18 protein-coding genes are annotated in these 9,410 nt (G+C 68.8%); 12 read left to right on the top strand and 6 right to left on the bottom strand.

The features are described from left to right. Window positions 1-9: 9 nt before the first annotated feature. From V5F49_RS09485 to V5F49_RS09465, 5 genes are all read left to right on the top strand, one after another. The gene (locus V5F49_RS09485) at window positions 10-339 is read left to right on the top strand and encodes a DUF3024 domain-containing protein (protein ID WP_394117554.1); all 330 of its coding nucleotides are present in this window, start codon (window positions 10-12) and stop codon (window positions 337-339) included. Between the two features lie 72 nt (window positions 340-411). Then, window positions 412-675: a DUF6129 family protein gene (locus V5F49_RS09480; RefSeq protein WP_394117555.1), complete on the top strand. Its 264-nt coding sequence runs from the start codon at window positions 412-414 to the stop codon at window positions 673-675. Beyond that, on the top strand, window positions 675-1,880 hold the full coding sequence (locus V5F49_RS09475; RefSeq protein WP_394117556.1) for a DegT/DnrJ/EryC1/StrS family aminotransferase: 1,206 nt from the start codon (window positions 675-677) through the stop codon (window positions 1,878-1,880). Before V5F49_RS09480 ends, V5F49_RS09475 begins: the two co-directional genes overlap by 1 nt. 53 nt (window positions 1,881-1,933) lie before the next feature. Continuing rightward, window positions 1,934-2,248, top strand: a complete 315-nt coding sequence (locus tag V5F49_RS09470; protein WP_394117557.1) for a ferredoxin — start codon at window positions 1,934-1,936, stop codon at window positions 2,246-2,248. 319 nt (window positions 2,249-2,567) lie between these two features. Further along, window positions 2,568-2,789, top strand: a complete 222-nt coding sequence (locus V5F49_RS09465; RefSeq protein ID WP_394117558.1) for a hypothetical protein — start codon at window positions 2,568-2,570, stop codon at window positions 2,787-2,789. Window positions 2,790-2,980: 191 nt separating this feature from the next. Here V5F49_RS09465 and grxD read toward each other — a convergent pair whose 3' ends face one another. Both grxD and V5F49_RS09455 read right to left on the bottom strand, forming a co-directional pair. Continuing rightward, complete coding sequence (gene grxD / locus V5F49_RS09460) at window positions 2,981-3,313, bottom strand: Grx4 family monothiol glutaredoxin (RefSeq protein ID WP_394117559.1); 333 nt, start codon at window positions 3,311-3,313, stop codon at window positions 2,981-2,983. A 51-nt stretch (window positions 3,314-3,364) separates the two neighbouring features. After that, entirely contained in the window at window positions 3,365-3,598 is a 234-nt protein-coding gene (locus tag V5F49_RS09455) for a BolA/IbaG family iron-sulfur metabolism protein (protein ID WP_394117560.1), read from the bottom strand. A 267-nt stretch (window positions 3,599-3,865) separates the two neighbouring features. On the opposite strand from V5F49_RS09455, the gene V5F49_RS09450 reads away from it, so the two are divergent. The 3 genes from V5F49_RS09450 to V5F49_RS09440 all read left to right on the top strand — a co-directional run bounded on the left by V5F49_RS09450 (window position 3,866) and on the right by V5F49_RS09440 (window position 5,729). Continuing rightward, complete coding sequence (locus tag V5F49_RS09450; protein WP_394117561.1) at window positions 3,866-4,717, top strand: xanthine dehydrogenase; 852 nt, start codon at window positions 3,866-3,868, stop codon at window positions 4,715-4,717. A gap of 45 nt (window positions 4,718-4,762) precedes the next feature. Beyond that, window positions 4,763-5,242, top strand: a complete 480-nt coding sequence (locus V5F49_RS09445; RefSeq protein WP_394117562.1) for a hypothetical protein — start codon at window positions 4,763-4,765, stop codon at window positions 5,240-5,242. 91 nt (window positions 5,243-5,333) lie between these two features. Then, the gene (locus V5F49_RS09440; protein ID WP_394117563.1) at window positions 5,334-5,729 is read left to right on the top strand and encodes a DUF59 domain-containing protein; all 396 of its coding nucleotides are present in this window, start codon (window positions 5,334-5,336) and stop codon (window positions 5,727-5,729) included. Window positions 5,730-5,783: 54 nt separating this feature from the next. On the opposite strand, the gene V5F49_RS09435 is transcribed toward V5F49_RS09440, so the two are convergent. Next, window positions 5,784-6,434 carry a glutathione S-transferase family protein gene (locus V5F49_RS09435; RefSeq protein ID WP_394117594.1) on the bottom strand — a complete coding sequence of 217 codons (651 nt, stop codon included), beginning with the start codon at window positions 6,432-6,434 and terminating at the stop codon, window positions 5,784-5,786. Window positions 6,435-6,654: 220 nt separating this feature from the next. On the opposite strand from V5F49_RS09435, the gene V5F49_RS09430 reads away from it, so the two are divergent. From V5F49_RS09430 to V5F49_RS09415, 4 genes are read left to right on the top strand one after another with little or no spacing between them, the layout of a single operon-like run. Next, entirely contained in the window at window positions 6,655-7,104 is a 450-nt protein-coding gene (locus tag V5F49_RS09430; RefSeq protein ID WP_394117564.1) for a Rieske (2Fe-2S) protein, read from the top strand. 42 nt (window positions 7,105-7,146) lie between these two features. Continuing rightward, on the top strand, window positions 7,147-7,479 hold the full coding sequence (locus tag V5F49_RS09425; RefSeq protein WP_394117565.1) for a DUF6156 family protein: 333 nt from the start codon (window positions 7,147-7,149) through the stop codon (window positions 7,477-7,479). Window positions 7,480-7,515: 36 nt separating this feature from the next. Then, entirely contained in the window at window positions 7,516-7,683 is a 168-nt protein-coding gene (locus tag V5F49_RS09420) for a hypothetical protein (RefSeq protein ID WP_394117566.1), read from the top strand. A gap of 49 nt (window positions 7,684-7,732) precedes the next feature. Continuing rightward, window positions 7,733-8,167, top strand: coding sequence for a group II truncated hemoglobin (locus V5F49_RS09415; protein WP_394117567.1), 435 nt, complete (start codon window positions 7,733-7,735; stop codon window positions 8,165-8,167). 31 nt (window positions 8,168-8,198) lie between these two features. On the opposite strand, the gene V5F49_RS09410 is transcribed toward V5F49_RS09415, so the two are convergent. The 3 genes from V5F49_RS09410 to V5F49_RS09400 all read right to left on the bottom strand — a co-directional run bounded on the left by V5F49_RS09410 (window position 8,199) and on the right by V5F49_RS09400 (window position 9,352). After that, complete coding sequence (locus V5F49_RS09410) at window positions 8,199-8,438, bottom strand: hypothetical protein (RefSeq protein ID WP_394117568.1); 240 nt, start codon at window positions 8,436-8,438, stop codon at window positions 8,199-8,201. A gap of 98 nt (window positions 8,439-8,536) precedes the next feature. Continuing rightward, the gene (locus V5F49_RS09405; protein WP_394117569.1) at window positions 8,537-8,782 is read right to left on the bottom strand and encodes a hypothetical protein; all 246 of its coding nucleotides are present in this window, start codon (window positions 8,780-8,782) and stop codon (window positions 8,537-8,539) included. Window positions 8,783-9,025: 243 nt separating this feature from the next. Then, on the bottom strand, window positions 9,026-9,352 hold the full coding sequence (locus tag V5F49_RS09400) for a hypothetical protein (RefSeq protein ID WP_394117570.1): 327 nt from the start codon (window positions 9,350-9,352) through the stop codon (window positions 9,026-9,028). Between the last annotated feature and the right edge of the window lie 58 nt (window positions 9,353-9,410).

Genomic DNA, 9,410 nt, shown 5'->3' with positions numbered 1-9,410 from the left:
AGAGAGACGATGAGGCTGCCCGCTCATCCGAACGACCTCGACAAGAAGCGCATCGAGCGCGCCATCGCGGCGCGCAAGCGCTATCGCTATGTCACGCCCCGGGTGCTGAAGACCGAGGGCGGCTACCTGATCGAAAGCGCGTGCTGCTCGCGCAACGTCGACAAGGACGGGGGCGTGGTGGACATCGCGCTCGTGCTGTTCGATCCCTCCGACGGGCGCTGGCTGGTCCACCGCAAGGATCACCGCGCCGGTACCTGGGAGCTGGACAGCACCCACGGCCGGCTGGCCGACGCGCTCGCGCTCATCAACGACGATGAGGACCGCCGGTTTTGGCAATGATCCTGCATGGCATCCGTCAAGGCGCGCCGCGAGGGCCGTCTTGTCAGATCTTCGGCAAGGGAGAGTAAGGTTATGGCCCTGAGCGACAGCGATCTCGCCGCCATCGAGAAGGTGCTCACCGCCGAAGACGCGACCACGCCCGTCTTCGCCGAGCTGCGCCGGCTCTTTCCGACGCTCTCCTGGACCCAGTGCGACGCCACCGACGTGACCGAGGAGCCGTTCCGCGTCGTCTCGCGCTACGACATCCACCTGCTCGACGCCGCCGACCATTGCGCGCACATCACCACCGATCCCGCGCGCGCCACCGGCGTCATTCTCGCCCGGCGGAGCGCATGATGGACGAGCTCGACCTCGTGGACGACATGGGTGTGGAGGGCGGCCCCGCGGGCGCGCCCGGCGGCACCGAGATCCTCCTGTCGGATCCCGACATCACCGTCGCCGAGCTGGAGGCGGTCAACCTCGCCCTGCAGGCGCCGCGCCTGTCGAGCGGCCCGGTGGTCGAGACCTTCGAGGCCGAGTTCGCGGCCTATGTGGGTCGCAAATATGCGGTGGCGGTGCCGAGCGGCACCATGGGCCTGCTCTACGTGCTCAAGGCCTACGGCATCGGCCACGGCGACGAGGTGATCGCCTCGCCCTATTCGTTCCGCGAGACGGTGCATGCCATCTCGCTCGCCGGCGCGCGGCCGGTGTTCGCGGACATCGACTACTGGGCCGGGACGCTCGTGCCGGCCAAGGCGGAGGCCAAGATCACCGACCGCACCCGCGCCATCGTCGCGGGCAACACCAACGGCCATCCGGCCCCCTGGACCGCGTTCCGCGACATCGCCCGCGCCCGCCGGCTGATCCTGATCGAGGATTCCACCGAGGCCATCGGCTCGCGCTACAAGGACCAGCTGGTGGGTTCGTTCGGCGACACGTCGGTGTTCGATTTCTCACAGCCCGGCCCGCTGGTGTGCGGCGAGGGCGGCATGGTGGTGACCGACGACATCAATGTCGCGGTGGCGCTGCGCCGGTTCCGCGCGCACCGGCCGGACGAGCGCTCCTCCGTCGTGGTCTCCATGAGCGCGCCCTACCAGGGCGCCATGAGCGACGTCACCGCCGCGCTCGGCCTCGCCCAGCTGCGGCGCGTGGAGGAGATCCTTGAGCGCCGGCGGCTGGTGGAGCAGATCTACCGCATGTACGTGCAGTCGTTCGAGGGCATCAAGGATCCCTTCATCGCGCCGGACGTGACGGAGGTGAACTGGTTCCTCTACGTGGTGCATCTCGGCACGCGCTTCTCCAAGTCGAGCCGCGATTCCATCGTCGAGGACCTGAAGGTGGAGAAGGTGGAGGGGGCGGCCTACAGCAATCCGCTCCACCTGCAGCGCCACTACTTCGACCTCGGCTATCGCCGGGGCGACTTCCTGGTGACGGAGAAGGTGGCGGACCGCGCGGTGGCCCTGCCGTTCCACACCCATCTCTCGGAAGACCAGATCGAGTTCATCGTCGCAACGATGAAGGATGCCTCGATCAACGTGGGGGCGGGTGCCGCCATCTACTGAAGGCAAACAAGATTGCAGCCCAAACAAGACGTTTGAAACGACAGGAGCATTTGATGTCCACGGTTACCCTCAAGGTCCTCCCCTTCGACAAGTCCATCGAGGTGTCGGAGGGCACGAACCTCCTCGACGCCCTGATCCAGGTGGCGCCGGTCCTCGCCGACAAGCAGAAGTCGGACAAGGACGGCAGCGCCTCGCACGTGTTCATCCAGGAAGGGCGCAAGGGCCTTTCGAAGACCTCGCGCGAGGAGAACGAGCTGCTGGACGCCATCGTCGGCGTCGGCTCCAAGTCCCGTCTCGCCAAGCTGGTCACCGTGCTGGGCACCGAGAACGTGACCGTGGAAGTGCTGGGCGAGTTCTCCGGCGTCTGAGCGCGGGTCAAGGTTCCGGCCGGCGCTGTCCGGCCGGATGCCGCGGATCGGGACGATGCCCGGCCCTGTCCGTTCGAGCTTTTCGAGAGCCGCCGCCTGCGGGCCACCGCTGACCTGAGCGTCAGCTGACCTGAGCGTCACATGCGGGCCGATCCGATCCGGGCGGCAAAGACAGAACCATCCCGCCGCCTGAGGCAACGGGATGGGAGGGGGCCCCTCTCGGGAGGGAGGGAGGCATCTTTTGGTTTTTCAACGCCCGCCGCGAGAAGGGGGATGGGGATCTGCCGGCTCGCGACGGGGTCAAACTGGAGAGAGCACCATGGACAACAAGGTCGTGATTCACGCGCGTTTCGCGCCCAACGGCACGGTCGTCGAGATCAGCGAGCGTCCCGAGGGCATGGACCCGCAGGTCTGGTTCAACTTCCTCGCCTACCGCGCGGCGGATGCCTATCAGACTCTCGCCGGCGGTCGTGGCGTCTTCCGTCTCGATCGCGCCTCCGTGGACGCGCTGCGTTCGGAATCGGCCTCGGCTGCTGCCTGATCGGCATGGGTGGATTGAAGCCGGGCGATTGGCCGGGCGCAATCCGGTCAACTACGTAAAACCTCCGTCCCATGCGGCCCGGCCGCTGCCGGGCGTCAGCGCCAGACGGTGGTGACAAGAATGAAAATGGCCCGCGCCGAAACGGCCGGGCCATTTTTGCTGGCGCGCATCCGCGCTGGCGCGTGGTCGCCTCAGGCCACGGGCAGCGCGATGCCCTTCGTCTCGAGCATCGCGGTGAGCTCGCCAGCCTGGAACATCTCGCGGACGATGTCGCAACCGCCGACGAATTCGCCCTTGATGTAGAGCTGCGGGATGGTCGGCCAGTTGGAATAGGCCTTCACGCCCTCGCGCACCGCATCGTCCTGCAGCACATCCACCGCGCGGTAGGGCACGCCGAGCTGCCCCAGCACCTGCACCACCGAGGCGGAAAACCCGCAGCGCGGCGCGGCCGGCACGCCCTTCATGAACAGGACCACGTCGCTGGATTCGATGATGTCTTCGATACGTTCCGCCGAGCCGGCCATGAATCAACTCCACACTGAAAGAACAGATGAAAGAAAAACGGTGTCGGAAGGTCAGGCCGGAACGATGGTTTCCAGCTTCAGGGCGTGCAGCACGCCGCCCATGTTCCCCTTCAGCGCGGCATAGACCATCTGGTGCTGCTGCACCCGGCTCTTGCCGCGGAAGGCGGGGGATGTGATCCGTGCGGCGTAGTGGTCGCCGTCGCCGGCGAGGTCGATGATGACGACCTGAGAATCGGGAAGCGCCTCTTTCACGAGGCGCTCGATTTCCTCTGCGGACATGGCCATGGCGCTGTCTCCTTCTGCGGCGCGCTCCATGCAAGGTCGAAACCAGATGGCGCGGGGCCGGGCCCGGACCGCAGCGCCCGGGGAGGCGGGGGCGATCCTGTCGCAAACGCGACAGCGGTGTGCGGGTGTTGCACCGAACCGTTCACGCCCGGCGCGCCCGGCGGGCGTGCAGCGGTCAAACCACCGCAAATCCGGTCGCAGCCTGCATCGGTTCCAATCGGCCCGCCTCTTGCTTGCATCAGGAGCGAACGAAGCGAGACCGGGACAATGAGCGATTTTGAGCAGCAGGGCCGGGGCGGCGGCTTCGCCACCATACTCGGCACCAACGAGATCGCCTCGGCCGTCGCCGTCGAGCTCCACCGCAAGGGATACGGCGTCGTGCTCTCGCACGATCCGATGCCGCCGGTCATCCGCCGCAAGATGGCGTTCCACGACGCCCTCTACGAGGACGATGTCCAGGTGGACGGGATCCGGGCGATCCGGGCCGATACCGGCATCGCCATCCGCGCCGGCCTCGCGCGCGGGGAGGTGCTGGTGACGCACCTCGGCCTGCTCGATCTCATCGTGCTCGGCGCCATCGACCTGCTGGTGGACGCGCGCATGAACAAGTACCAGGCGACGCCCGACCTGCGGCGCCTCGGCCGGATCACCATCGGCCTCGGGCCGGGCTTCAGCGGCGGCGACAATTGCGATCTCGCCATCGAGACGCGCCCCGGCAAGGAAGGGCAGATTCTCCAGCACGGTCCCACCGATCCCGCGGACGGCGTCGCCCGCCAGCTGGGCAGCGCGGCGGCCGAGCGCTTCGTGCATTCCGAGGTGCCGGGCCGCTGGCATACCGCCATCGAGATCGGCACCCGCGTCTTCAAGGACTTCCACATCGGCTACCTCGGCAACGATTCCATCCGCGCGCCGTTCGACGGTGTCGTGCGCGGCGTGGTCCGCGACGGCACCGAGGTGCCTGCGGGCGTGAAGCTGCTGGAGATCGATCCACGTGGCCGCGGCGCCGACTGGACCGGGCTCGACGCCCGCGCCCATGTCATCGCCAAGGCGGTGAGCCGGGCGCTGACCTTCCGCAGCGCCCGGCCCGCCGAGACGCCCTCCATCACGCCCACCTGGTGAAGCGCCGCGCCTGCGCCTTTCGCCGCCCCACGACTGGCCGATGCGATGATCAATCTTCTGCCCGACGCCGACGTCATCAATTTCGGCGAGGTCTCCGATGCCGTGAACGCGCTGCTGCAGCAGGGCGTCATCGCCTATCGCCGCGATCGCGGACAGGCCGATGCGCTGTTCCGCAAGGCGCTCGCCATCTCGCCCGGCGAGCTGCCGGTCTATTTCTGCCTGTACAAGATCCACACCTACCAGGGAAACCTGGACGAGGCGCAGGCCGCCGCCGAGAGCGGGCTGCACGAGGCCGCGACGCAGGCCGGGTGGGACACCGACTGGCGGCGCTGGGAGCCGCAGGACATCCTGCCCGAGGGGCCCGGCCGGTTCGCGCTCTACACCCTGAAGGCGCTCGCCTTCATCCACCTGCGGCAGGACCGGCCGGAGGCCGCGGCGGAGAAGCTGGCGGCGCTGCGCGTGCTCGATCCGTCCGGCGCCGTCGGCTGGCCGGTGGTGGCGGCGCTGGCGGAAGGGCTCGCGTGAGGCGGGCGATGGGTCGCATCCCCGATGGCGTGCCGCTTGGCATCGCGCTTGCTATCTGGAAGGGGACGAGGGGGCAGGAGGCATTGGGCACATGACACAGCCGACAGACCACGGCCTTGCCGCTGCGACCACGATGATCTTCCATGGTGAAGTGCGGAACCTGGAGGAATTCGCGGACGACGAGGCGACCTTGATGGAGGCGATCATCACGGCGCTGCGCACCGTGACCGATCCCGAAATTCCCGTGAACATCTATGATCTTGGCCTCATCTACCGCATCGAGGTGAAGGATGAGGGCGTGGTGGAGATCGACATGACTCTCACCGCCCCCGGATGCCCGGTCGCCGGGCAGATGCTGGGCTGGGTGCAGGAGGCGGTGGGCGTGGTGCCCGGTGTCGCCACCGTGCAGATGAAGCTGGTGTTCGACCCGCCATGGGACAAGTCGCGCATGAGCGACGAGGTTCAGCTGGAGCTGGGCCTGTTGTGAGAAACGCGCGCCGGGGCGGTTGCCCGGCGCGTTCCTCTTGGCCCCCCGCCGGCGTCACGCCGGCACGGCCTGCGCCGCGCCAAGGGTGGCGGGATTGTAGCCTTCCTCCCGCAGCACCCGCACCACCGCCGGCCGGGCGAGCATGCGCCGGTAGTGCGCGGCGAGATTGGGCGGCAGCGTCATGCCGGTCTTGTCGGCCCAGAATTCCACGTAGAACAGCACCGGATCGGCCACGCTGAACGCGCCGGCCACATGTTCGCGGCCTTCCAGGGCCTTGTCGATGATGGCGAATCCGCGCTCGACGATGTCGCGCCCCAGGGTTTCCACGCGCGGCCGGTCCTGCGGCGCGGCGGCGAAGGTGGGCGTGGTGAAGATGCGCGCGAAGCCCTGCCCGTGGATGGTGGCCGTCACGTGCACCATGGTCTCCAGCGCACGCGTCTCGGCCTCCGCCTCGGCCGGCCAGAGCCGCCCCCGTCCGCGATGGCGCCCCAGCCAGTGGGCGATGGAGACCACCTCGGTCAGCGCGGTGCCGTCCGGCCGCACCAGGGCGGGAATGGTGGACTTGGGATTGATGGCCACATAATCCGGCTTGAACTGGTCGCCCGCCGGCAGGTTGACGATGTGGGCCTCGAAGATCTCGTCCAGCTCTTCCAGGATGATGTGGATCCCGGTGGAGCAGGAACCGGGGGTCATGTACAATTTCATCGCGGCCATGGTCGTCCTCGGTGCCGTGTCGGGCGGGGCGCCGGACACGCTTGGTCCGGCACGCTTGGTCCGGCACGCTTCATGCAAATATCGGGGCAGTCGGGCCGAGCGCCGGGCCGCAGCCGCCATCCCGCGGCTGTGGTGCGGCGGGTTCCGACAGTCTGTTCCATTTGCGACAGGAACCGGCGGCCATGGCGCGCCGGCGGGGAGCGGGTCCGGAATGTCTGGCGACGAAATGCACGTGTATGCCATCTGCGAGGCGGACGACATCGATCCGGGCGAGGCGAAGGCGTTCGACCTCTCCCGCCTCACGCCGGAGGGCGAGGCGCGCCCGTTCCGCATCGTCGTGGTGCGCACCGGGGCGCGCGAGTTCACCGGCTACGTCAACGCCTGTCCGCACCAGGGCACCTGGCTGAACATCGGCGGCGGCGAGTTCTTCAACAAGGACGGCACCCGCCTGCGCTGCGGCCGCCACGGCGCGCAGTTCGACGTGGACACCGGCGCCTGCGTCGAGGGCCCGTGCGAGGGTGAGCATCTGGAGCCGGTGGCGATCGCGCTGGTGGGCGACGACGTGTGCCTGTGCGGGGTCCAGCTGCAGGAAGAGGAGGAGCGCCCGTTCCCCTATGACGATCTCGACGAGACCATGGAGATCATGATCTCCCCCGATTGAGGGCGGGTCGCCACGCGGATCGGTACGGGAGGAGACAAGCTGATGACCGGAGAGGCCGCGCAGGCGGTGGAACGTGCGGACGCGGATGCGCAGGTCCGCTTCTATGTGACCTACACGGGCGTGCGCATGCCGTTCCGGCTGGTGGAGCTCATCCCCGGCGAGCAGCTCACCCACCGCAATACCTTCATCCGCGCCTATTTCGACGCGGCGGGGCTGCTGACGGGCTTTGACAAGATGGTCTATGGAGAGATCGAGCTCGCCCATCGCTACGCCTATCACGGCAACGGCGCCCTGTGCCGGGCCGAGGTGACCATGGACGAGGAGACGGTGGTGCTGGCCTTTGACGAGGCGGGCGCCCCCCTGGGCCCGGCGTGACCGGCGGCGCGGCAAGGCAAGCGGAGGATCGCGGCGATGACGGTGGCGCAGCTTCTGGAGGCGCTCGGCGCGATGCCGCCGGACGCCGTGGTGCTGATGGAGGCGGACGGAGGCCTCTCGCTGGTCTCGGCGCTGGATTTTGTGGAGGCCTCGGGCGCCGGGGCGCCGGCGGAGGTCATCCTCCTGCCCAACATGGACGAATAGGCGCGCGTCGCCTGCGCCGCGCCGGCGGCAACATTGCGCGAGGTGGGACATGTCTGAGGAAACCGCGACGGTGACGATGTTCGAGCGGCTGGGCGGCGCGGTGGTGATCGACCGGCTGGTGGAGGCGTTCTACGCCCGCATGGACACGCTGCCGGAAGCCGAAGGCATCCGCGACATGCATGCCCCCGACCTCGGCTCCACCAAGGCGGTGCTGAAGCGCTACCTGACCGAATGGACCGGCGGGCCGAAGCTCTATTCGGTGGAGCGCGGTCATCCGCGCCTGCGCCAGCGCCACATGGGCTTTCCCATCGGCAACGCCGAGCGCGACGCCTGGCTGCTGTGCATGCGCGGCGCGCTGGACGAGACGGTGGCGGACGTCGCCGCGCGGGACGAGATCTATGGCGCCATGGCCAAGCTCGCCGACTGGATGCGCAACACCGCCGGCAATCCCCACGACACGATGGGCCACGCCGCCCGGCCGTGAGATGGGGCAATGGCCGCGGCCGGCGTCGTCGCTACAGCGGTATTCCGAAGAAATGCTCGTCCTCCCCGCCCCAGGCCTGGTGCAGGGCGAGGGCGCTGCGCCAGCGGGCGAGCTCTTCCTCGGAGGCGGTGCGGTGGGTGATCTTGCCGTCCGGCTGGTCCCCCAGCAGGTAGCTGCGGGCGTTGCGCAGGAAGCGGTTGAGGTCCTTGGTGTCGTTCGGCCGAACGACACAGCGGGGGGCCTCGTCGATGAGAATCGTCGTCGGGACCATCGCCGAATCTCCATATAAAGGCTGTGTGATGCGGCGCCGGCCGCCCTGAAAGCACCGGCGCCCGAGACCGGGCCGCGGCGGGCCCGGTCAGCAGCGGCTCAGAAGCCGTCCGCCTTCCTGCCCCAGGGATGGGAGCCGGGCACGAGCTCGGCCTTGATGCCGGCCTTCGCCACATCGGCCATGGTCTTGTAGTAGGTGCCCTCGTGCACCAGCGTCCCGGTCTTGGTGGTCACGGCCACGTATTTGGCAACCCGGTCGGTCTCGCACAGATAGCCGCCGCCGGGATCCGCCACGCTGCGGGCGTTGCCGTCCCAGTCGATGAAGACCCCTTCGCTGCTCGACATGTCCTGCTCCAGCTGCTTGCGCGGCGCCGGGCATCCCGGCCGGCCGCCGGAGGTCCGGTCGGGCCGATGCGCGGGGGCGCCGCTTCCGCCGGGATCACGCAAGGTTCTTGCCACGGCGCCGAGGCCGCGCAGCCGCGCAGCCGCGCGGGACGGCCCGAGGCCCGCAGCTGTCCCGGTGTCGGGCATCGCACAGGCGCGGGCGGCGCGCGTGGGCTTCGCGACAGCCGTGTCGGGTGTGGACGGTCAGTCGGCCGCGTCGTCGGGCCGGGCCTGGATCTCGGCGAGCGCCGCATCGACGATGGCGCGGCAGGCGCGCAGCCGCAGGTATTCGGCCTCGCTGATGCTCACGGTGCTGGTGTCCGGCGCGTCGTCCGCCGGCGGGCGGGCGGCGAGGGCTGCCTCGAAGATGGTGCGCTCCAGCTGGTAGATGCGCTCGCTGGCGCGCTCGAGATAGGGCAGGGGATTGGCGCGGACGTTCTGCTCGTGCAGGGCGTCGAGGCTGAGGAGGTCGCGGAAGCGCTTCTCCTTGCGCTTGCGGCCAGCGCCGAAATCGTGCTCGATCACGCTCATCCGGTGTCTCCTGCGCAAGGGCGTGCCGCCTCCCGCGGGATGCGCCACGCCCTCCGGT

Origin of the sequence: Xanthobacter lutulentifluminis (assembly GCF_043194675.2) — a bacterium.
Lineage (GTDB): Bacteria > Pseudomonadota > Alphaproteobacteria > Rhizobiales > Xanthobacteraceae > Xanthobacter.
Note: the sequence above shows the minus strand (reverse complement) of the source record. Positions and strands in the feature narration are given on the sequence as shown.

Excerpts from the sequence above, each read along its gene's own strand:
- V5F49_RS09485 (WP_394117554.1), top strand. The coding sequence starts at position 10 with ATGAGGCTGCCCGCTCATCCGAACGACCTCGACAAGAAGCGCATCGAG.
- V5F49_RS09480 (WP_394117555.1), top strand. The coding sequence starts at position 412 with ATGGCCCTGAGCGACAGCGATCTCGCCGCCATCGAGAAGGTGCTCACC.
- V5F49_RS09475 (WP_394117556.1), top strand. The coding sequence starts at position 675 with ATGGACGAGCTCGACCTCGTGGACGACATGGGTGTGGAGGGCGGCCCC.
- V5F49_RS09470 (WP_394117557.1), top strand. The coding sequence starts at position 1,934 with ATGTCCACGGTTACCCTCAAGGTCCTCCCCTTCGACAAGTCCATCGAG.
- V5F49_RS09465 (WP_394117558.1), top strand. The coding sequence starts at position 2,568 with ATGGACAACAAGGTCGTGATTCACGCGCGTTTCGCGCCCAACGGCACG.
- grxD (WP_394117559.1), bottom strand. The coding sequence starts at position 3,313 with ATGGCCGGCTCGGCGGAACGTATCGAAGACATCATCGAATCCAGCGAC.
- V5F49_RS09455 (WP_394117560.1), bottom strand. The coding sequence starts at position 3,598 with ATGGCCATGTCCGCAGAGGAAATCGAGCGCCTCGTGAAAGAGGCGCTT.
- V5F49_RS09450 (WP_394117561.1), top strand. The coding sequence starts at position 3,866 with ATGAGCGATTTTGAGCAGCAGGGCCGGGGCGGCGGCTTCGCCACCATA.
- V5F49_RS09445 (WP_394117562.1), top strand. The coding sequence starts at position 4,763 with ATGATCAATCTTCTGCCCGACGCCGACGTCATCAATTTCGGCGAGGTC.
- V5F49_RS09440 (WP_394117563.1), top strand. The coding sequence starts at position 5,334 with ATGACACAGCCGACAGACCACGGCCTTGCCGCTGCGACCACGATGATC.
- V5F49_RS09435 (WP_394117594.1), bottom strand. The coding sequence starts at position 6,434 with ATGAAATTGTACATGACCCCCGGTTCCTGCTCCACCGGGATCCACATC.
- V5F49_RS09430 (WP_394117564.1), top strand. The coding sequence starts at position 6,655 with ATGTCTGGCGACGAAATGCACGTGTATGCCATCTGCGAGGCGGACGAC.
- V5F49_RS09425 (WP_394117565.1), top strand. The coding sequence starts at position 7,147 with ATGACCGGAGAGGCCGCGCAGGCGGTGGAACGTGCGGACGCGGATGCG.
- V5F49_RS09420 (WP_394117566.1), top strand. The coding sequence starts at position 7,516 with ATGACGGTGGCGCAGCTTCTGGAGGCGCTCGGCGCGATGCCGCCGGAC.
- V5F49_RS09415 (WP_394117567.1), top strand. The coding sequence starts at position 7,733 with ATGTCTGAGGAAACCGCGACGGTGACGATGTTCGAGCGGCTGGGCGGC.
- V5F49_RS09410 (WP_394117568.1), bottom strand. The coding sequence starts at position 8,438 with ATGGTCCCGACGACGATTCTCATCGACGAGGCCCCCCGCTGTGTCGTT.
- V5F49_RS09405 (WP_394117569.1), bottom strand. The coding sequence starts at position 8,782 with ATGTCGAGCAGCGAAGGGGTCTTCATCGACTGGGACGGCAACGCCCGC.
- V5F49_RS09400 (WP_394117570.1), bottom strand. The coding sequence starts at position 9,352 with ATGAGCGTGATCGAGCACGATTTCGGCGCTGGCCGCAAGCGCAAGGAG.